This is a genomic window from Serinicoccus sp. CUA-874, from assembly GCF_001942225.1.
In the GTDB taxonomy this organism is placed as follows: domain Bacteria; phylum Actinomycetota; class Actinomycetes; order Actinomycetales; family Dermatophilaceae; genus Ornithinicoccus; species Ornithinicoccus marinus.
On sequence record NZ_MKJZ01000034.1, the window covers coordinates 82,404 to 102,167 of the forward strand.

Annotated in this window: 18 protein-coding genes and 1 pseudogene; 8 read left to right on the forward strand and 11 right to left on the reverse strand. The window is 71.7% G+C overall.

What is annotated here, in order from left to right:
- Nucleotides 1-69 precede the first annotated feature (69 nt).
- The 3 genes and pseudogenes from BJF80_RS11220 to BJF80_RS20250 all read left to right on the forward strand — a co-directional run.
- Nucleotides 70-366, forward strand: a pseudogene (locus tag BJF80_RS11220) (thiamine pyrophosphate-binding protein); the annotation flags it as partial.
- 256 nt (nucleotides 367-622) lie between these two features.
- Nucleotides 623-1,516 (forward strand): M14 family zinc carboxypeptidase, encoded by an 894-nt coding sequence (locus tag BJF80_RS11225; RefSeq protein WP_237767569.1) that lies wholly within the window; start codon nucleotides 623-625, stop codon nucleotides 1,514-1,516.
- On the forward strand, nucleotides 1,414-1,788 hold the full coding sequence (locus tag BJF80_RS20250) for a hypothetical protein (RefSeq protein ID WP_237767570.1): 375 nt from the start codon (nucleotides 1,414-1,416) through the stop codon (nucleotides 1,786-1,788). The genes BJF80_RS11225 and BJF80_RS20250 overlap by 103 nt, the downstream gene beginning before the upstream one ends.
- A 7-nt stretch (nucleotides 1,789-1,795) precedes the next feature.
- On the opposite strand, the gene BJF80_RS11230 is transcribed toward BJF80_RS20250, so the two are convergent.
- The 5 genes from BJF80_RS11230 to BJF80_RS11250 form a co-directional block, all read right to left on the reverse strand.
- The gene (locus BJF80_RS11230; protein ID WP_022924643.1) at nucleotides 1,796-2,305 is read right to left on the reverse strand and encodes a DUF421 domain-containing protein; all 510 of its coding nucleotides are present in this window, start codon (nucleotides 2,303-2,305) and stop codon (nucleotides 1,796-1,798) included.
- 77 nt (nucleotides 2,306-2,382) lie between these two features.
- A complete protein-coding gene (locus BJF80_RS11235; RefSeq protein ID WP_075813703.1) occupies nucleotides 2,383-3,771 on the reverse strand; it encodes an AI-2E family transporter in 1,389 nt (462 codons plus the stop codon).
- A gap of 115 nt (nucleotides 3,772-3,886) precedes the next feature.
- Complete coding sequence (locus BJF80_RS21205) at nucleotides 3,887-4,843, reverse strand: Lsr2 family DNA-binding protein (protein ID WP_321166398.1); 957 nt, start codon at nucleotides 4,841-4,843, stop codon at nucleotides 3,887-3,889.
- Nucleotides 4,840-5,121, reverse strand: a complete 282-nt coding sequence (locus BJF80_RS11245; RefSeq protein WP_143456393.1) for a hypothetical protein — start codon at nucleotides 5,119-5,121, stop codon at nucleotides 4,840-4,842. The genes BJF80_RS21205 and BJF80_RS11245 overlap by 4 nt, the downstream gene beginning before the upstream one ends.
- A 102-nt stretch (nucleotides 5,122-5,223) precedes the next feature.
- Complete coding sequence (locus tag BJF80_RS11250; RefSeq protein WP_143554088.1) at nucleotides 5,224-5,889, reverse strand: hypothetical protein; 666 nt, start codon at nucleotides 5,887-5,889, stop codon at nucleotides 5,224-5,226.
- Between the two features lie 291 nt (nucleotides 5,890-6,180).
- Here BJF80_RS11250 and BJF80_RS11255 point away from each other — a divergent pair, with 291 nt between their 5' ends.
- Nucleotides 6,181-7,110, forward strand: coding sequence for a restriction endonuclease (locus BJF80_RS11255; protein WP_075813709.1), 930 nt, complete (start codon nucleotides 6,181-6,183; stop codon nucleotides 7,108-7,110).
- A gap of 46 nt (nucleotides 7,111-7,156) precedes the next feature.
- On the opposite strand, the gene BJF80_RS17845 is transcribed toward BJF80_RS11255, so the two are convergent.
- Complete coding sequence (locus BJF80_RS17845; RefSeq protein ID WP_083673628.1) at nucleotides 7,157-8,536, reverse strand: DUF429 domain-containing protein; 1,380 nt, start codon at nucleotides 8,534-8,536, stop codon at nucleotides 7,157-7,159.
- Nucleotides 8,537-8,638: 102 nt separating this feature from the next.
- Between BJF80_RS17845 and BJF80_RS18880 the strand changes: the two genes are divergently transcribed.
- Genes BJF80_RS18880 through BJF80_RS11280 form a run of 4 tightly spaced genes read left to right on the forward strand, consistent with a single transcriptional unit; the run spans nucleotide 8,639 to nucleotide 11,228 of the window.
- Nucleotides 8,639-8,812 carry a hypothetical protein gene (locus tag BJF80_RS18880; RefSeq protein WP_158068524.1) on the forward strand — a complete coding sequence of 58 codons (174 nt, stop codon included), beginning with the start codon at nucleotides 8,639-8,641 and terminating at the stop codon, nucleotides 8,810-8,812.
- A gap of 13 nt (nucleotides 8,813-8,825) precedes the next feature.
- The gene (locus BJF80_RS11270) at nucleotides 8,826-9,167 is read left to right on the forward strand and encodes a DUF2200 domain-containing protein (RefSeq protein ID WP_075813711.1); all 342 of its coding nucleotides are present in this window, start codon (nucleotides 8,826-8,828) and stop codon (nucleotides 9,165-9,167) included.
- Between the two features lie 40 nt (nucleotides 9,168-9,207).
- Nucleotides 9,208-9,798: an SHOCT domain-containing protein gene (locus tag BJF80_RS19100; RefSeq protein WP_022924634.1), complete on the forward strand. Its 591-nt coding sequence runs from the start codon at nucleotides 9,208-9,210 to the stop codon at nucleotides 9,796-9,798.
- Nucleotides 9,799-9,854: 56 nt separating this feature from the next.
- Nucleotides 9,855-11,228 carry an HNH endonuclease signature motif containing protein gene (locus tag BJF80_RS11280; RefSeq protein WP_083673629.1) on the forward strand — a complete coding sequence of 458 codons (1,374 nt, stop codon included), beginning with the start codon at nucleotides 9,855-9,857 and terminating at the stop codon, nucleotides 11,226-11,228.
- Between the two features lie 277 nt (nucleotides 11,229-11,505).
- On the opposite strand, the gene BJF80_RS11285 is transcribed toward BJF80_RS11280, so the two are convergent.
- The 5 genes from BJF80_RS11285 to BJF80_RS11300 are packed head-to-tail and all read right to left on the reverse strand — an operon-like array spanning nucleotide 11,506 to nucleotide 19,750.
- Nucleotides 11,506-12,753, reverse strand: coding sequence for a TIGR02679 family protein (locus BJF80_RS11285; protein WP_158068525.1), 1,248 nt, complete (start codon nucleotides 12,751-12,753; stop codon nucleotides 11,506-11,508).
- An 8-nt stretch (nucleotides 12,754-12,761) separates the two neighbouring features.
- Nucleotides 12,762-15,296 (reverse strand): TIGR02680 family protein, encoded by a 2,535-nt coding sequence (locus tag BJF80_RS11290; protein ID WP_237767591.1) that lies wholly within the window; start codon nucleotides 15,294-15,296, stop codon nucleotides 12,762-12,764.
- The gene (locus BJF80_RS20260; protein ID WP_237767571.1) at nucleotides 15,248-16,882 is read right to left on the reverse strand and encodes a TIGR02680 family protein; all 1,635 of its coding nucleotides are present in this window, start codon (nucleotides 16,880-16,882) and stop codon (nucleotides 15,248-15,250) included. The genes BJF80_RS11290 and BJF80_RS20260 overlap by 49 nt, the downstream gene beginning before the upstream one ends.
- The gene (locus BJF80_RS11295) at nucleotides 16,872-18,116 is read right to left on the reverse strand and encodes a TIGR02678 family protein (protein ID WP_075813719.1); all 1,245 of its coding nucleotides are present in this window, start codon (nucleotides 18,114-18,116) and stop codon (nucleotides 16,872-16,874) included. Before BJF80_RS11295 ends, BJF80_RS20260 begins: the two co-directional genes overlap by 11 nt.
- Entirely contained in the window at nucleotides 18,113-19,750 is a 1,638-nt protein-coding gene (locus BJF80_RS11300; RefSeq protein ID WP_075813721.1) for a TIGR02677 family protein, read from the reverse strand. Before BJF80_RS11300 ends, BJF80_RS11295 begins: the two co-directional genes overlap by 4 nt.
- Between the last annotated feature and the right edge of the window lie 14 nt (nucleotides 19,751-19,764).

The following is a 19,764-nucleotide window of genomic DNA, read 5'->3' on the forward strand; positions in this document are numbered from 1 at the left end:
TGAACCCCATGACGTCGTCGTCCTGCCCGCCGTCGGCGAGGTGCACCTCGGGCCGGGCATACCGGTCGCGGTTGCCGCGGCCTGGCCGTGGTCGGGAACGACGCGGCCTACGGCGCCGAGGTCAACCTCTACGGGCTGCAGGGCTTGGCGCGCGGACCGATGCTGATCCCCGAAGCCGACTTCGCCGCCCTGGCCGGCGGCGTCGGGGCCGAGGGAGTCGTCGTGCGGACGCTGGCGGACCTGGACCGGCTCGAGGCCTGGGCCGCCGAGCCGGAGGAGTCGCGCCGGTTCCTCGTGCTCGACTGCCGCATCTCCGGTGACGTCATCGCGCCCTACCAGGAGGAGATCATCCGGGTGAACAGCTGAGACGCCCTGGGTGGACCAGTCGTCTCAGTGGTTTCGCGCCGGTGACCGTCGTTGTCCCGCCCCGGCAGCACTTCCCTGGTCGCGCCTCGTCGACCCGGCGGTGGTGACCGTCGAATTCGCGCCGGGGCATGCTTTCGACGGTCGGCGGCGGCCCTTTGACGTCGCGTCTTGATCGACTCTAGACCGACGGCAAACCCGGGCTTGAGCATCACCGCCCTAGCGTGTGGACCACCCTGACGACCCCCTGGAGGTTCATATGTCCCCTGCCCAGATCTCGCGACGTTCGCTGCTCGGATGGGGGAGCCTGGCCGCGATCGGCGGCTCGGTCGCCGGGCCGGGAGTCGCCTCGGCCGCGCCGAACTTCCCCGACCCCGGCAAGGACACGCCGCTGGCGGCGATCCGCAGCTACGGCGACATGGTGGACCAGCTGCGCAAGCTGGAGGGGAGCAGCCGCTACCCGGTGAGGGTGCGGACGCTGTCCGAGATCGGGACCGCCGAGAGCCTCACCGAGCAGGGGCGCGAGCTGTACGTCGCGACCGTCGGCACCGGGGACACGCCGGTGTGGGTGCAGGGCCGGATCCACGGCAACGAGCCCTACGGCCTCGACTCCTCGCTGACCGTGCTCAAGCGCCTGGCCACGAGCGGGGCGAAGGAGTGGCGGGCGATCCGCGAGGAGTTCACCGTCCACGTCATCCCCTGCTACAACCCGGACGGCTCCGAGGGCAACATCCGGCAGACGATCCTGTGGGACCGGGAGGCTGACGCGCCGCGGCTGGACGCCGACGGCAACGAGCAGCTGGTCGACCTCAACCGGGACTGGGCGCCGGACGCCTTCGTCGCGCGCGAGTCGCTGGCGTGGTACGAGTACTGGACGATGGTCAAGCCGGCGTATGCCCTCGACATCCACCACCAGGGCCTGAAGACCGACCGGGAGACGGGCGAGGCCATCACGTTCTCCCTCGGCATCTCGCTGGCCCCCGGTGGGCCGACGCTGCCGGGCATCAAGGGCGGGGAGTACGACGTCGTCACGCGGCAGATGCAGGGCACGTGTGGCTGGAGACGCTCAACCGCGGCTTCATCAGCGCGGACAAGTACGACGTGGGCTACGGCACGGTCATCGACATCCGCGGCGGCGTGGTGTCGGCGATGATGCTCGGGCTCGACTACAACGGCCTCAACCCGACCGGGCACAGCAACCCGGCGGTGTTCTTCGAGACCTCGGGCAACACCCGCGACGGCAACATCGGCCACAAGGCCCGCGGCAAGATGGTCAAGCAGAACGTGCTCGGCCTCACGGCGTGGCTGGACGGGCTGGCGACCGGCGAGGTCTTCGACGTGGACCCGCAGATCTGGGACGACGAGATCCCCGGCACACCGGTGCTGCAGTACCCCTTCGACTGGGGCGGGATCATCCCCGCCTGAGGGTGGCTCAGCCGGTCGCGCGTCGCAGGACGCTGATCGAGCCGCCGGACTCGAGCACCGCGAGGTGCACCTCCTCGACCCGGTTGAGGCCGGAGGCGCGCAGGTGCTGGTCGAGGATGGCGCGGGAGACCCGCGCACGACGCATCGGGCCCGCCAGGACCTGGCCGTCCTGCACGAGCACCACCGGGTCGTTGTCCGCCACGTCCCGCGCCGCGCGGGAGCGTGCGGCCGCGCTGGACACGGCATACTGCAGCACCACGAGGACGACGAGACCGACGGTCGCCTCGACCATCCGGTCGCTGAGGATGGCGCTGGCGACCAGCGAGCCGGCGGCGACGTTGGTGAGGAAGTCGTAGGTGGTGAAGGAGGCGAAGGTGCGCGTGCCGAACAGGCGCGCCAGCAGCACGATCGCCAGGAACATCACCACGGTCGTCAGCACGGTGCGCAGCAACAGCTCGGCGCTCCAACCGGTCTCGGGGGTCACCATGTCGCGTGCGGCGTCGAGGAGCGTCTCCATCGCACCAGCGTGACAGCCGATCCGCCGCGTCGCCATGCCGGTCGGTCCCCGTCGCAGGACGGGACCGCCGAGACGGGTCAGTGCCGGCCGAAGAGCCAGGAGAGCAGGCCCGGACGGGCGGGCTGCGCAGGTGCCGTGTCGTCGCGCGAGGCGGCGCGCTCGGACCGCTCGACCTCGCCGAGGTACTGCGTCCGCGCCCCGGCGACGCGCCCTTCCGGCGTCGCGAAGGCGACGTGCTCGACGTCGATGTCACCGCTGCGCAGGTCGACCTGCTCGCTGAGGTAGCGCAGCAGCACCACGAAGGTGGCGGCGAAGGGGACGGCCAGGAAGGCGCCGATGACGCCGAAGAGGGTGCTGCCGCCGGCGACCGCGAGCAGGATGATGCCGGGGTGCATCTGCATGCTGCGGCCCTGGAGGGCCGGCTGCAGGACGTTGCCCTCGATCTGCTGCACCGCGATGACGATCGCCAGCACGATCAGCGCCTCGGTCAGCCCCTGCGTCACCAGCGCCACCAGCACGGCGATGCCGCCCGCGACGACCGCGCCCACGATGGGGATGAAGCCGCCGAAGAAGGTGAGCACGGCCAGGGTGAGGGCGAGCGGCACCTGAAGGATGAGCAGGCCGATGCCGATGAGCACGGCGTCCACGGCACTGACGATCGCCTGGGTGCGGATGAAGCCGCCGAGGGTCGTCCACATGCGGGTGAGCGCCTCGGTGAGGTGGCGGCCGGTGTTGCGGCCGCTGGTGCGTCGCAGCCAGGGCAGGAAGCTCGGCCCGTCCTTGAGGAAGAAGAACAGCAGCACGACCATGAGACCGAGGGTCACCAGGGCGGAGCCGACGACGCCCAGGCCGGAGGCGACTGCACCGGCGGCCACGCTGCTGCGCTCCTGCAGCCAGGTGATGGCGGTGCCCAGGTATTCGTCGATCTGCGCGTTGTCGAGGTTGAGCGGCGGCCCGCTGATCCAGGCTCGCACCTCGTCGACCCCGCCTCTGGCCTGCTCGAAGATCTCGCGGGACTGCGAGGTGATCGACGGGGCGAGGGCGGCGAAGACGCCCACCAACAGACCCACGGACAGCAGGAGCGTGAGGACCGTCGCGAGCGTGGGGTGCAGCCCGATCCGTCGGCCGAGGGCGACCACGGGGGAGAGCAGGGTCGCGACGATGAGCGCGAGCAGGATCGGGAGGACGCCGAACCAGACACGGTCCAGGACCCACCAGGCGAGCCAGAGCGCCGCGATGACGATGATGCCGCGCAGCGCCCAGGCGGTGACGAAGGTGAATCCGTCGCCGGTGACGCGCATCCGGTCCGTGCCGACGTTGGTGGTCGGCTCGGGCGTACCCGAGGGGCGGGTGGAGGCGCCGGGAACGGTCGGCGGTCGGTGCCCGGGCTGGTCCGCGGGCGCTTCGGGGGTGACCCCGAGCGCGGCGACCGCGCGCGCCTCGTCGGGCAGGTCGTGGTTGGGCATGGTGCTCCTGTCGTGTCGAGATGCCGTCGCGGCCGGTCTGTGCTGGCGTCTCCGGGCCCTGGTGCAGCCGCCTTTGCAGCATAGGCGCCGCAGCACCGGGGACGGGCGTGCCGTCCTACCGCCCTGCCTCGAAGGCCTCGCGGATCTCGCGTGGGATGCGCCCGCGGTCGGACACGGCATACCCGTGCTCGCGTGCCCACTTGCGCACCTCGCCGGGGCTGGCGGCACGCGCGGAGGTGAGAGGTGAGGCCTCGGTCTCGACGTGGGTCTCCTCGTCGGCGTGGGCGAGGGCGGCGGCGAGGAAGCGGTAGGTCCACTCCTGGGCGAGGGCCCGGGTCTCGCAGAAGATGATGGGGACGGTGGGGAAGCGGGCCTGGCACTCGCCGAGCGCGTCGGCGACGACGGCGGGGCGGACGCGGTCGAGCTTGAAGACGGCGGAGTAGCGGTCCTCGATGACGACGGCCGCGGTGGGCAGGGAGGAGAGGTCGGCGAGCAGGTAACGCATCTTGCCGGTGGTCAGGGTGGAGACGAGGTCGACGAGGCTCTTGCGTTCGACCGAGGCGAGCACCCGGCCGGCGACCTCGACGGCGTAGTCGCCCGCGGGGAGGCCCTCGCGGCGGGTGGTGACCTGCTGGTGGTCGAAGGTCCAGGCATACCGCTCGTGGCTGTCGACGACGATCTCGAGGGTGGGGATGCCCGAGCCGCGCGCGTGGGGAGACTGACCGCGGGGCGTGCCTGCTTGGCGGTGCGGGCGGTCTGCCAGAAGACCGCCTCGCGGCCGCGGGCGTCGGGTCCAGGACGAACTGCGAGCGGAACTCCTTTCCCCGGTCGAGGACGAGGTCGATGCTGGCGCCGCGCCGGACGCAGGAGCGGGTCGGGACGGTCTCGACCAGGTCCGGCTCGGCGGGCCAGCCGGTGGCGCGGTGGCAGTAGACCTTTCCGGTGCGCGGCCAGGTCTCCCGTGCCTTGAGCACGACGCCGTCCGGCCCGAGGGGGATGCGCAGCAGGTAGGGCAGTCGCGAGCCGTCCTCAGGGTTGTGGGCGATGAGGAAGTCGTCCGGCACGGCTTCAGGGTATGCCGTCGGCCCGGTGATCGGCGCTCAGCTGAGAGTCTCGACGGGCCTCGTCCCGTGCGGCGAGGGTGTCCTCGCTATGGATGCCGAGGGGTGGGTTGGCCCTGATCTCGGCGAAGAGACGCTCGCGCCGAGCCGTGATGTCTTTTTCGCGAAGGTCCTTCTCGACGAGTTCCTTGAGGTAGTCCGACAGGCTCAGGTGCCGCCGCGCGGCCTCGGCTTTTGCCGCCGCGGCCAGAGCGTTGTCCACGGAACTGATCTTCAGGTTCGTGCTCACGGTCATCAGCGTACTGCCGGTGCATCCAGGTGCATGCTGATCCCACAATTGGCAGGCAGGCCCTAGGGACTAGGGAAGAGCCGGTACAGAGAATGCGAAGAGTTACTCGATGACCGTTGAGAGCGTCGTTCCTTCGCTGGAGAAATCCATCATGTCTTCCACCGTGAGATCGAAGGGCTCGCCGGCAGTGACGCCATATCCGATGGCGTACTCCAATTCACGACCCGGTTGGATCACCGCGCTCGGAGTCTCCAGGCCGCTCTCGTAGTCGTACACCTCCTCGGCAGCTTGACTACCGGTCGTGGCGCGCGTGTAGACGTTGAAGGACTCGAGGGGCTCGTCGCCCGTGTTCTCGACGAGGACATCCATGCGGACGAACGTCTCCCACTCGCCGGACAGGAAGTCCGTACTGGATGGCGTGAACTCCTCCGGGGCGCTGATGGTCACGGTCATGTTGTCGCTGACCTGCACCGGAGAGCCGAACTCGGGCCCTGCAGCATCAGCACTTTCCTCCTCATCGCTCGGGTCCTCTGCCTCGTCGCTGGTCGACTCCTCGGCAGCCGAAGTCTCGTCCTCCGCGCTACTTTCCGTGTCTGACCCCTCGGCCTCCGCGGACGACTCGTCCGCCGCATCCTCGCTCTCCTCGGCCGACGACTCCTCAGCTGCCGAAATCGTGGCATCATCAGAGGCGTCCTCGCCCTCGCCACACGCGGACAGAAGCGCGGCGGTCGTGAGCATGGAGACGGAAAGGGCAGAGATTCGTCGCATGGGTAAGTCCTCTGGTGGCGTTCAAGGTGTGTGTTCCGCGAAAATACGTGACGACATTCGCCACGTCGTCGGTCATGTGCCAATCGTTATCGAACCGCAATGTGTACTCTGCTTCTCCGCTGCGCCTCTTCGCCGCGTCTGCTTGGATGACGCCATGACGACGATTCGCTTCGGAATCCCTTCGAGGTGTTGCGCTGCCGGGTCCGTTCAACGCGATCGCGACTCGAGTCCGGCGTCGAGTGAGGCCGTGGCCGCTCTTTCTGGCCTCGTCGTCCTTGAGAGGCACCAGCGATGACCATCCCGGACTACCAGTCGCTGATGCGCCCTGTCCTGGAACTGCTCGATGAGCAAGACACCTGGCTCTTCCGGGACGTCAGATCGACCATGGCCGACCGGCTCGAGCTCACGGTCGCCGAGCGTGAGAAGCGGCTACCCAGCGGACGGCAGACAGCGTTCAGCAACAGGGTGGGCTGGGCGCTGACCTACCTGGTGCAGGCTGGTCTGGCCGAGCGACCGCGTCGTGGGAGTGCTCAGATAACCACGACGGGCCGGTCGGCTCTGCAGGAGTTGCCGGACCGCATCGACACCTCCACCCTGGAGCGGTACCCAGCCTTCAGGGCCTTTCGGGAACGATCCAGGACTACGACGACCGGCGATGCGCCAGCTGCCGATCCGGCGAACAGCCGTGAAGCTGCAGAGGCGACGCCGCACGAACTCATCGAGGGCGCGGTGCGGCAAAGTCGGGCCGCGCTGGAGGCCGAGGTTCTGGCTCGAGCGCTCGAGCTGTCACCCACAGGCTTCGAGGATCTCGTCATGGCGCTCTTGGAGAGCATGGGCTATGGGCGCCTCGGCACCGTGCAGCGCACCAGTACCACCGGTGATGCAGGGGTAGACGGCATCATCAGCCAGGACCCACTCGGTCTTGATCGAATCTATGTACAGGCGAAGCGGTACGCCGTCGACCAGCCGGTGGCCAGGCCTCGCATCCATGAGTTTGCGGGCGCGCTGCTCGGCAAGCAGGGTGATCGTGGGGTCTTCATCACGACATCGAGGTTCACCTCGGGTGCAGAGCAGGAAGCCGAGCGGATCAACGCGCGGATCGAGTTGATCGACGGGGTGCGGCTCGCCAGCCTGCTCGTTCACTACGGGGTAGGCGTACAGGTTCAGAGCACGTTCAAGCTGTATCGGCTGGACGAAGACTTCTTGGACTCGATCGGGTGACAGTAGCTCGCGCAGCGCGAGCCGCAGACTCGCGGTCCGCTCGGGTTCACGGCCCTGTGATTCGGGCCCGAGGCGTCGCCGGGTGGCTCGGCGGCGGGGGCGCGACGATGTAGCCGGAGCGGACATCCCCGTAGACCTCCAGCGCACCGGGGGAGCGCCGCCACAACCAGGCGAGGTGGGCGCAGAAGATCGCGTCGACCTCGTCCTCGACGTGCTCCAGGTGCATGGGGCGGGTGGCGCGCTCGACGGCATACCGGATCTCCCGCCAGCGCTCGCTGTCGCTCACGTCGAGACCGGACAGGCCTTCCATCCGGTCGAGCAGCTCGACCATGGCGGCGCCGCGGTTTGTGACGGTGCGGCCGCGCTTGCCCTTGTAGGGCAGGATGCGCCCGAGGCCGAACAGTCCCACCATCGCCGGGTGCGGGTAGACCTCCAAGCAGACGCCGCGGCCGATGGTGGAGGGGTCGGTGGTCCATCCATGGCGTTGCGCGAGCCGGGCCGCGCGCGGCGGATCCATGTAGGCCTTGCTCGTGTTGCTCGCGTGGCAGCCTGCGTCGAAGCGCCCGAACGCCGAGGTGATCATCCGCTCGCAGGGTCGCTGCCCGGTCGGGTTGTGCACGATGAGCGGCGCGTCGATCGCGACCACGTCAGGGCTCGGGTATGCCCGCAGCCAGTCGTCGATCTCCTCGTCCGTGCGGCAGGTCGTCGAGCCGACGAGCCGTCCCTCGTCGTCGACCGCGGCGAGGCCGGTGCGAGCCCGGTCGTTCCACGCCAGGTCGATGCCGACGAACACGGCGTGCGCCGCGCCACCTCGCGAGTCGACGATCTCCGCAGCAGTGGCAGCCGGGGAGCCTCCGTCGAGGGACGGGCAGTCTGGTGTCGCGTCGGCAGCCGGGGCGAGGAGCGTGGCGAGAATTTCCTGCGCGACGCCGGTGGCCGGGGTGTCGGTCGTGTCGATCCTCAGCTCGTCCGTGAAGCCGGCTCGGTCGAGGACGTCGGCCAGCTCGGGATGGCGTCGGGCGTGCCACCGCAAGGCGCTCTCGTCGTCGCCGTGCCGTCGCCGGAGCCGGGACAGGGCCGCGTCCGGTGCTGCTGTGAGGTGGACGTGCAGCAGACTCCTCGCGGTGAGCGCGACAGCATACTGCTCGAGCTCGGCGCGGGTCTCCACGACCGCCGCGACCACGAGCAGCCGCGCACCGGAGCGGCGGAAGTTCGCGGCGACGGCCCTCAGGTTCTGCATCGCCAGCGCGGTCCGGAAGGGATCTCCGGGAGGAGGAGGCCACGATCGTCGGAGTGCGTCGACGTCGATGACCGCACCGGGGATACCGCGACGTCTCGCCAGCTCGCCGAGGATCTCCGCGACGGTCGTCTTCCCTGTGCCGACGCTTCCGTTGATCAGCGCGGTGTCGAGCGTCGCCGTGGACATGGCCTGGAGCGTATCGGGCGACGGCCCCCATGGCAGGGCTCGCACGCGCCCAACGACGCGCCGGGTGAGCAGCAGCACTCCGGGTCACCGTACATTTGAGGTATGACTGACGACACCGACCAGGGCGGCACCGTCTCCGAGGGTGGCTCGGGCGCGCTGAACCGCGAGACCACCGACGGTGGTGCCGACGCCGTGCCCGAGACGCCCGACACCAACGACACGGGCACCGACGACGCCACGGACGAGGACGACCCGGACGGCGACACCGCCCGCTGACGACGATCGCGCCATGAGCCGCATCTTCACCACCAGCGTCGCGTCGGTCTACCCGCACTACGTCACCAAGGCCGAGCGCAAGGGACGCACCGAGGCAGAGGTGCGCGAGGTCATCGAGTGGCTGACCGGCTTCGACGACGCCACCCTGACCCAGCACCTCGAGGACGGGACGACGTTTGAGGACTTCTTCGCCGCCGCGGAGATCAACCCCAACGTCGACCAGATCACCGGGTCGGTCTGCGGGGTGAAGGTGCAGGAGGTCGAGGACCCGCTCATGCAAAAGATCCGCTTCCTGGACAAGCTCGTCGACGAGCTCGCCAAGGGTCGGCCGATGGAGAAGGTCCTCCGCTCCTGATGGGTCGCCCCGAGGGTCACGCGCGGCGAGGGGAGCGAGGGTGAGCGAGCACCTGCCGCTGCCGGGCGAGGGCACGGCATACCGCGACAAGAAGGTCAGCAAGCGCACCCTGCGCGCGGCGCGCCGCTCCCTCGCGCTCGCGCTGCAGCCGGGCGAGCAGGTGCAGGGACTCTTCGTGAGCTGGCGGATCCGCCGCAGCATCAGCCTGCTCGTCGTCACCGACCGGCGGCTGCTGACCCTGGGTGACCCGAGCGCCGGGCTCCCGGTCGTCGACGACGTGCCGCGCAGCGTCGTCACCGAGCTGCAGGTCGAGCGGGTCAAGACCTTCAGCATGGGTCGCGTCACCGCGGTGACGGAGGAGGGGCCGGTCGGTCTCGGCACCCTCGACTACGGCCCGGAGACGTTCAACGGTCTCGACGAGGCGTGGGCGCGGGCATCAGGGCGGCTGCCGGTCATCCCCACGCTGGGTCGGCCAGGGGCTGAGCCGCCGCGCGAGGACGAACCCGTGCCGCCCGAGGGTGGCTGGCACCCGCTGGTCGCCGAGCTCGAGTCGCTGGCGCGCCTGCACCGCAGTGGAGCACTCACGGACGGCGAGTTCGCCGCGGCGAAGGCACGGTTGCTGGGGCGCTGACCTGGGTCGATGCGTGGCGGCAGGGTATGTCGGTGCCGGCTCGTACTGTTGTTCGTATGAAGTCAGGGTGGGGGAGCGAGGCGGCCGGTGGTCGTGCCGGGGGAGTGTCGGCGGTGCTGGCTGGTCTGGCTGATTCGCTCGAGCGGTCGGTGGCGGCGCTGGCCTCGCCGGCTCTGCTGCAGGAGAGTGAGCTGGGGGATGTGTTGGGCGTGCTCGACGGGGTGGCGGTCCGGACCCACGCGTTGCTGGTGGCGGTGGCGCGCGAGGGGCTGGCGCGAGGGTTGCACCAGGAGGCCGGTTTCTCCGAGGTGGACTGGGTCCGGCTGGTATGCCCGGGGCTCGCTTCGCGGACCGCGATCGAGATCGCGATGGTCGCCCGTGCCGCGCAGCAGCGGGTGCATGTCCCGTTGGTGGACGCGGTCCAGGACGGGGGTGTGCCGGTGCACCGCGCCGCCCAGATCCTGCGGGCACTCACGAGGATCCGGCCCGCGCTCGGGGAGAGCGAGTATGCGGAGGCGACCGAGCTGTTGACCGCGGCCGCGGCGCGTGAGGAGTTCGACGACAAGGACCTGGCCAAGATCACCGCCAAGCTCGTGGCGACCTGCCTGTCCGAGAAGGAGCAGGTGGCGCGCGCCCAGGCGCGCCACGAGATGCGTGACGTGTACGAGTCGTCCCTCGCGGACGGCTCGTTGCGGCGTTTCGTGCTGACTGTCGGCAGCGATGCCGACTACGAGGCGATCCGGGCGGTGCTGATGTCGCCTCTGGCTGCACCGGCGCCTCGCCCCGATGCGACCACGGACGCGATCACCGAGTCGAGCACGGATGCTGGGGAAGCTGGTCGTCTGATCCCTGACGGTGGGGCTGCCGAGGCCGTCCACGCCACAACCGGCGGCGGAGCAACGCTTGCCGAGCTGGACCTGCGCACCGCGGGTCAACGTCGCTACGACGCGTTCATGACGGTCTTCCGCCGTGGTGTGGCGGGCACGCAGGGTCAGCCCACCACCCCGAAGGCGCAGGTCATGGTGACCATCGGGCTGCAGGAGCTGCGCGGTGCCCTGGGTGGGGCCGGGCGCATGGTGCACGAGGGCACGGTGCCGGCCCACGAGGTGCGACAGTTGGCGTGCGAGGCCGACATCATCCCGGCCGTGCTGGGCGAGGCGGGGCAGATCCTCGACCTCGGTCGCGCCAAGAGGCTGGTCACCCCTGGTCAGCGACGGGCGTTGGCGCACCGGGACGGCGGATGCACCTTCCCCGGGTGTCACGTGCCCGCGACCTGGTGCGATGCGCACCACGTCGTGCACTGGGCCCGCGGGGGTCGCTCGGACCTGGGCAACTACGCGTTGCTGTGTCCTCGGCACCACACCTGGGTGCACCAGCACGACGCGACCGCCGACGTGACGGCGACCGGGGTCCGGTGGCGGCTGCGATGATCTCGCCCCGCACCCGGCCCCGCCGTCGGCCGGGCTACTGGCCTGCGGGCCGCTCGGGTTGGTGTGCGAGGCAGGGGTTGGGAGAGGCAAGCTGGCTGGGCGAGGAAGCGAGCGGGTTGTCTGCCGGCCGGCGTGACTGGATCATCTCCTCGCGACGGGCCACCGCCGCGGGGCTCTCACGAATGAGGAGTTCATGGTGGCGAAGACGCGGTTGCCGGACAGCTGACCCGCACCGTTCGTCTGGGCCCGACCTGCGCCTACCTGTGGCATGACAACGTCACGGACTGTCGTCGCGCACAGCCTGCAGCAGGGTGTCGAGGACGGCTTCCTCGTGTACGCCGCGCCCATGACTCCGCATCGCCGCGCCCAGGTCGGGGTCCCAGCCTGGCTCCACCTCACCTCCGCTCAGAGCCGGACCCGAGGCGGACCGCGACACTCCGGCAAGGTAGTCCTGCGCTGACATCAACCATGGGCGTGCGCGATATCTCATCATCGCCCGGTTGGCGATGGCCACGCCCGGCCAGTCGAGGTCGCCGTGATACCGCAGCTCCACCCCGGCCGCCGCCAGGTCCACGAGCAGCCGGTCGACCACGAGATTGGGCTCACCGGAGGTGCACACGACCGCCCACCCGGGTATGCCGTCCTGCGCGACCGCCTCCAGGACGCGCGGGTTCTCGCACACCAGCACGAGGATGCCCGGCTCCGGGACCAGCGTGCCCGTTCTGCGCAGCTCCCACTCGGTCAGGTGCACGGGGTCACCGGCCCTGGCGGCGGCCGCCAACCTGGCGCCCAGCGGGCCACCATCCACCAGCCGCAGTCCCCAGACCAGGCAGGTCCGCGACAGCAGATCGGGTGCGACGCCCGCACCGGCCCACAGCTCCTCCACCTCCCGCGCCGCAGTGGGCACGGCGGTGTCCCTGGCTGCGGCGAGGGCTCGGACCACGACGTGGTGGAGCACGGTGCCCCGGTCCAGCGCGTGCGCGTCCCCCAGCAGCCGGGCGGCGAGCTCGACCCGGGAGAGGGTATGCCGATGCTGACCCGGGGGGTCCGTCGTCTCCTGGGCGAGCTCGGCCATGACAGCGGCGGCCGCCCGCACGATGTCCTCGGCGTCGTCCCGGCCGGTCAGCACGCCGGTGCTGCGCAGACCGGCTACCCACCGGTCGGCCCAGGGCTGGGTCACGAGCTCACCTGCCAGCGCCAGCGGCGCCTCGCGGGCCGCGAGCTGCTGCGCCCGCGCGGCCGGCCGGTCCAGGAGGGGCTGACCCGTCACCGCAGGCAGGACCTCAGCCAGCCCGCCGATCCCGGACCGCTCCCGCAACCGGGCGTCCAGGCCCGCCAGGTCCACCCGGACCCGGGCCCGCACCGCCGGCCGGCCCAGCAGCGCCGCCACGGCCTGCCGCTCCCCCCGTGTCGCGGGCGACAGCACGACATACCCCTGCGCTTGGAGACCCGCGCGCTCGAAGCGCGCCCGGACCCGCTCCCAGGTGCGGCCCAGCTCGGGATCCGCGACCCATGCGGGGGTCACCCTCATCCTCAGCCGACCGACTCGAGCACGGTGCCGTTCCAGCGGTACTCGTACTGCGCGATGCCGCGCTGCCCGGGATCGCGCAGCGCCTCGTAGATCGCCAGCGACGGCACCGTCGCATGGTCGCCCCAGAGCCGCTCGCTGGTCACCACGAAATCCAGGTCGAGCTGGACCAGCAGCCCGAAGAGCAGCGGGTGGGTGCGCACGTCGATCTTGGGGAAGGCGTCGTCGAGCAGGACCAGGCGCGGTGCGTGCGGGGCCGCCCCGGCCAGGGTGGTGAAGTGGGCGGCCGCGGCGGCGAAGAGAGGCAGGTAGCACAGCACCTTCTGCTCGCCCTGGGAGAGCGGTGAGCGGCGGTGCAGCCGCTCCCACCTGCCCTGCCCCTCCGGCCGGGCATAACGGATCGCGAAGACGAACCAGGTCCGGTAGTCCAGCGCCGCGGCGAGATGCTCGGCGTAGGACAGGTCGGGCCGCTGGGCACGGGAGGCCTCGATCAGCCGGTGCAGCGCGTCGCGCAGCGAGGCACGCTCCTCCGGGAGCATCGCGCCCAGGGGCTGGGTCAGCAGGTCGACCGCCGACCTGGCCTCGGGGGCGACGTCGTCGCGCAGCCGCCAGTCGAGCCGCACCCGGATGCCCTGCGAGGTCGAGACCTGGGCCAGCTGCGTGTTCATGGCGTCCACCAGCTCGGTCGCCTCGCTGCGGCACCGGCGCAGCGCCTCACCGAGCTCCCCGAGCACGTGCCGCTCGAACTGCTCCTTCTCCCGCTGGGTGAGCAGCGCACGGTCCCGCTCGACGGCGGCGGTGACCCGCTGCGCCAGCGTGGTGATGACCGCCTCTCCCGCTTCGTCCCGGCCGGAGACGGTATGCAGCTCTCCGTGGGTGAACAGGGCCGGCTGGTGCTCGGCCGCGGGGCCGCTCGTGGCGGCGGCGTGCCGCTCGTAGAGGCGGTTGCTCAGGGGCGCCAGCTCGCGGGAGCTCAGCGCGGCGAGCGAGCGGACCGCCGCCAGCGTGGGTCGGCCGACGGGCTGGGTGTCCGGTAGGTCCGCGAGGCCGAGCACCAGGTCACCGGTCGCAGCGTCCACGCGCGCTGCCTCCGGGAGACCGGGCACCTCTAGCGCGGTGATCATGCGGTCGATCGCCGCGGTCCGGGTCTGGCGGTGCGTCTGCACCCGCTCCTGCGCGGTGGTGGCCGCGGTGCGGGCCTCCCCGACGTCGACGAGCAGACCGTCGAGCGTCGCGCGAGTCGACCGGACCGCGCTCTGGTGGCCCTCGAGCGAGGCTCGGGTGCGCCCGATGCGTTCCCGCAGCTCGGTGATGGTGTCGCCGATGCTGGCGTGCAGCTCATCCCTCGCGGTGGCAGACACGGTCGCGTCGTTCCTGATCTGCTGAGCGGTCCTCTCGTCCTCGGCCACGGTCTGGGCCGCTGCGGCCCGGGCCTCGACGGAGCGGGACCACACGGACAGCAGCCGGTGCACCTGGCGTTCGTCCCGCCCGAGTCCTGCCAGGTCGTGGCCGATCGTGCGCAGCGACTCCTCCAGCGCCGTCAGGGCGTGCTGCTCGGTGGGCAGCGTGAGCTCGGTCGCCAGCTGGCGCAGCTCCTGGCTGAGCCGCACCGTCTCGGCCCGGGCCGCCTGGGCGGCCTCCTGCGCGCGGGCGTTGAGACCGGCCTCCCGCTCTTCGGCCGCGACGAGAAGCTCGACCCGCTGCCATGCGGTGCTGAGCGGCTGGACCGAGGGCGCGTCGGCGGCCCACGCCTCGAGCGCCTCCTGCTCTGTGTGGGCCGCGTCCCGTGCTGTGAGCGCCTCGGTCAGGAGCTGTCGCTGTCGGGTCAGGCTGTCGTCGAGGACCGCGATCCGCCTGGCTCGCTCGGCGCCCCGGGCGGTCGCCCCGATGAACTGGGCCCGGTCCTTGGCGGCGCGGCCGTGGGCCGGTCCGAGCTGCCACCGGCCGTCCGGGCATACCCACGACGGGCCGCTGTCCGGGCCGAGCCCGACCGCGGCGAGCACCGCCGCCACCTCGGCCTGCTCGAGGTCTGAGCCGTGCGGGAGGTCGATGGTGAGCGCGTCGGCCAGGGTGCGGTGGGGTGCTGCCGACCCGTCCCCGGCGTCTGGCGCTGTGCTTCTCGCGAGCACGATGTCACGGTCGTCGTGGTCCAGCAGGCGTCCCCCGGGCCGGACCCAGGCATCCAGCAGCCCTGAGGACTGCAGGGCTGCCTCGAGCCCGGACCTCTGGTCCTCGGCGAGCCCGTCGGTGAAGTCGACGACCTGCCACAGGCTGTGACCGTCGGTGCGTGCGGACCGGCCCAGGGCAGGCGCGGGAGGGGCAGGGTCGCGCTCCTGCTCCACCGCCACCCGCTCCTGCTCGAGCTGGGCGATCTCCTGCTGCGCCTGCCCGGCGGCAGCCCCGGCCCGGGCCGACTCCTCGGACAGCGTCCGGAGTCTCGGCCCGGCGCTGTCCGCACCGATCCGGACGAGCGTGCCGAGCTGCTCGGGTGTCAGGTCGCCCGGCAGGGTGACCTGCGGCGCGCCGGGACGATCAGCCAGGTGGCCAGCGCATCGAGGAGGGCTGCCGCCTCCAGGTCTGCGTCGTGCTCCCCGCCGATCCGGTCCTGACGGGAGGTCTCCCACCGTTGCTCGGCACGCTCGGCGTCCCGCTCGGCCACCGTCTGCCGGACGGTGGCGGCGTCCACCGCGGCCAGGCGTTCGCGCACCATTCCCAGCTCGGCACGGCGGGTGGACACCCCGGCCGTCGCCTCCTGCAGCGAGGCGCGCAGGCGCTCCAGGGCAGCGAGCGTCTCGACCTCGACCTGATCGGGAGCGGTGTCCAGCAGGGCGCGGGACACGGCGGTGGCGAGGTGTACCCCCGGGGCAGACCGGCGCAGCGCGTCGGCGGTGCTCCCCACCTCGCGCCCTAGCTCCTCGATGGTCTCGGCGAGCTCGTCCCGGGCGCGGGCCAGCGCGGCCTCGGCCTCGGCCAGCCGCTGCCCGGACCGCTCGAGGCGGAGCGTGGCGTCGTCGGCCAGCGCGGCGTCGCGGCCGGCCTGCTGCGTCAGCTCGTCGAGGCGGCGCTGGTCCCGGAACTCCGGGCTGTCCATGAGGGTGGCCAACCGGGCCTGGTCCTGCTCTGCTCCGGCCCGGGCCTCGTCGAGAGCGGTCTGCGCCTCGTCCCGGCGCCTCTCGACCTCCGCCAGGGTGCTGCGCGCCTGCTCAGCCCCCCGGTGCAGGCGCCGGTCCTCCTGGACTGTCGTATCGACAGCGGTGGCCCGGTGGGCCAGCACCGCAGCGGCATAGTCGTGGTATGCCTCCGCGAGCCCGGTCAGGGCGGTCGCGGCTGCGGCGCGCCGGTCGATCTGCTCCCCGAACGCCGTGAGCTCGTCGAAGGTGTCCGCGGCACCCCGGACCGCCTGCTCGTCCAGCTGGGGAAGGGACTGACCGAGCTGGCCGGTGAGTCGGGCCGGCTCGATGTCCTCCCCGACCTGCGGCTGGCGCAGCCAGTAGAGCAGCCGCAACACCTCGTCGTAGGCGCGCGGGTCCAGCCCGAACAGCTCCCGGCCGACGCACGCCTTGTAGTCCGCCGCCCGGTCGAAGACCTGCTCCGCGCCGAGGACCTCGCGCAGCCGCGGCGCGGACAGCGGGCCACCGGCGTCCTCCAGGGCGAGATCGACGCCCACCCGCCGGGAGGTGACGAAGTGCCACGCGGTCGCCTGCCGGGCGCTGGACGAGGCGCGGATGCCGACTCCGCAGGTGAAGAACTCCTCCGTGCCGTCTGCAGCGGTGCGCGCGAACTCGACCCACACATACCCGATCCGGTTGCCACCGTCGACCCCGTCGGTCATCAGCCACAGCAGGCTGGTGTGGTGCTTGGCCGACGCGGTCATGCGGGCCTTGTCGCCGTCCAGGGCGAAGGGCAGCAGCATCTCCAAGGTCTTGGACTTTCCGGCTCCGTTGGCCCCGCGCAGCAGCATCCTGCCTCCGGCGAAGGAGAACACCTGCTCGTCGTACTGCCAGACGTTGAGGATCCCGGCCCGGTGCAGCCGGAAGCGGGTCGCCCCCGCTCCTGCGCCCCGCGCCTGCCCGTTCAGCGTCGCGGTCCCCGACTCCTGGCCGACGTCGCTGGGCTCAGCCTCCATCCTCATCCTCCTCGAAAAGGGAACGCTCGCCCTTCGGGCCGCTTGCGGTGACGAGCTCGGCCCGGGGCGCATACCGGGCGGCGGCCGCGTGCACGTGGACGACGCCCGGGCCCTCCCGGACCAGACCGAGGGAGACCAGGATCTGCATCGCCTCGGCGAACAGCAGGTCGGGGTCCTCACGGTGCGCCTTGCGCAGACCGCGGCGCCAGGATCGCAGCAAGCGGTCACTGGCCGCGCGGGCGGTGGAGGCCGCCACCGGCCGCCAGGTCCGGGAGCCGTCCTGCGACACCCCGGTCTGGAGGTCGCTCGGTTCTGCCCCTGTGCGGGCCGCCTCGGTCAGCTCGGCGAGCAGGAGCAGCGCGGCGTGCCGGGCCGACCCCGCACCGGGGAAGGTGACATCGCTCAGCTCCTCGTCCGGGTCTAGGGCCAACGCTCCTTCCGCGCGGATCTCCAGGTCCAGACCCAGCCAGCGGCTGAACCACTCCCGCTCCCGCTCCCGGTTGCGGCGCCACCAGCCCGACTGATCCTCGGTGAGGTCCTCGGCGGACACGACCGGGCTCTCGGTCAGCGCTCGCCGGACGGCGATGCGGGCCCCACCGGCAGCCGAGGGCACCTCCTGCACGGCGAGCACGTCCTCCGGGGTCTGGCACGAGGCCAGCGGGGCGGCGACGAGAACAGCGAGCCGGTCGCGGTGCACATCGAGCAGGGACTCGGTGTGGCGCTCGACCCAGTGCTCCAGATCGCCGTCGCGCTCGGTGAGGATCCCCAGGTCGACCAGCGCGGTGAGGGCCGAGTGCAGCGCCCTCCGGTCGTGGATGCTGTCGAGGTCGACATCGACGCCGGCATCGGTGGCGGCCGACCTCACACCGGCGACCACCTCGTCCACCATCACCTGGCGGCGGGTGCGGGTCAGCGCGGCGAGCGTGAGCGCGAGGAAGGCGTAGCGGCGCGGGGTGAAGGGCGAGCCGTTGCGCCGCAGCAGCGGCCGGGTGCCGTCCGGCCCCAACCCGACTTTCATCAGCCGGGCCAGACCGGGCTCGACGACCAGCCGGTAGCCGAGACCTTCGGCGAACATGGCGATGAGCTCGCGCTGATGGCGCCGGACCAGGGCGAGGTCGTCGGCGCCCCGGTCGAGGTGCAGCAGCGGGGTGCGGAGCAGGGCGCGCGCCGCCCGCCGGCGCTCGGCGTCGGCATACGGGTCGACCGTGGAGACCTCGGGGGAGGGCGATGTCACCGGTCCTCGCCCCCGGCGCTGCGCATCGCGAGGGGGGCCGGGCTGCGCTCGTCCGCCTGGTCGAGGACTGATGCCCGGGGCGGGGTGTGCGGGTCGCCGGGGGCCCGGACCTCGCCCGTTGCGACAAGCTCGCAGCGCAGGTCGTGCAGCACCAGCACTCCGGACGGGCTGGTCAGGCGGAGCTGACTGCCGGGCTCGCGGTCCACGAGCAGCGCGACGGCGACGCCTGAGGTGGTGAGCTCGGCCCGGGCCTGGTCCGCAGCGCCGAGAGGGCGGCCGACCCGCGCGAGGGCAGCGGCATACAGATCCAGCAGGGCGCCACGCGCCTCGTCGCTGATCCGCAGGTCGGTGACCGGGCCGGCGTGCGCGGCGAGCTCGGTGGCGGCGCGGCGGAGCCGCTGCTCGGCCTCCCGGCGCTCCCGGAGGCGGGCCTGCTTGGCCGTGGAGTAGTCGACCCGCTGGCTGGCGCGGCCGCCGGCCTGACGCTCACCCCGCACGCGCAGGCCGATCGGGACCTCGGCCGCGGGGGCGTCCCACCAGCTCTTGGTCGACGGGACCGGGTCGCCGTCGGTCTCGGCGGCGAAGGAGACGTGCCGGGCGGGGAAGAGGCCGAAGGCGTTCGCCCACAGCGCGTGGGAGACCTCGTCGTCCGCGTCGTCGAACCACGACGCGAGGCGTACGAGATCGCCGTACCGGCTCTGGTGCCGGTCTGCGCCGGCGGCGAGGCGGCGCAGGTTGGTCAGGAGCGCACGCAGCGCGTCGGTGGCCAGCCTCCGGACGTTCTCGGCGTCCGCGCGCCGGTCGGCGCTGCCGATGAACCAGGTGTGCAGGCTCGACCAGTCCTCGGCTGACAGGCCTGTCGACCGCCGGGCGGAGGAGCCGTCGAGACCCTTCAGCCCGCCGGACTCAGCCGCGCGCTCGCAGAGGGCGGGGATCGTCGGCTCCAGGCGCAGCAGCTGGTCACCGACCTGCGGCATGTGCTGGGAGATCTCATCGACGAAGCGTTGGAGGTAGTCGATGAGCGCGCTCTTGAAGGAGACGAACTCGTCCCGGCCCAGGTCGAAGCGGGTGAGCACCTGCGCGAGATAGGCATAGAACTGGCGGGTCGAGGTCACCAGCACCTCGAACTGCGCGAAGACGGTCGCGATGCGGGTGGCGAGCTGCGCCGGGTCGGCGCCGTCCAGGTCCCGCTCGCACACGGCCACGAGCCCGGTCAGGCCGCTGAGGATGCCGGGGAGCATCTCGCTGGACACCTCCCGGGCACCCTCGGACCGCGTCAGCAGCTCCTCGACCTGGCGTTGCACGAGCTCGCCGCGGGCGGTGAGCTGGTAGCGGGCCCGGTTGGAGAGGTATTCGCGCACGCTGCGCGCCTCGGTCTCCCGAGGGCTGCGCGCCAGGTTGCCGTGCTCGACGAGATAGGAGAGGCGTTGGTCGACCGTGTCCCGGTCCAGGTCGATGCCGTGCTCGTGCAACCGCTCGGTGACCTCGTCGGCGGACTGGTCGGAGAGAAAGCCGCTGATGCCGTCGGTGAACAAGCGCATGATGGCCAGGTAACTGCCCGCTTCGTCGTTCACGGCATACCGCAGCGCCCCGAGGGTGAGCCGCTCCTGCGGGCTCAGGGTGCCGTCCGACATGACCCACAGCCTAT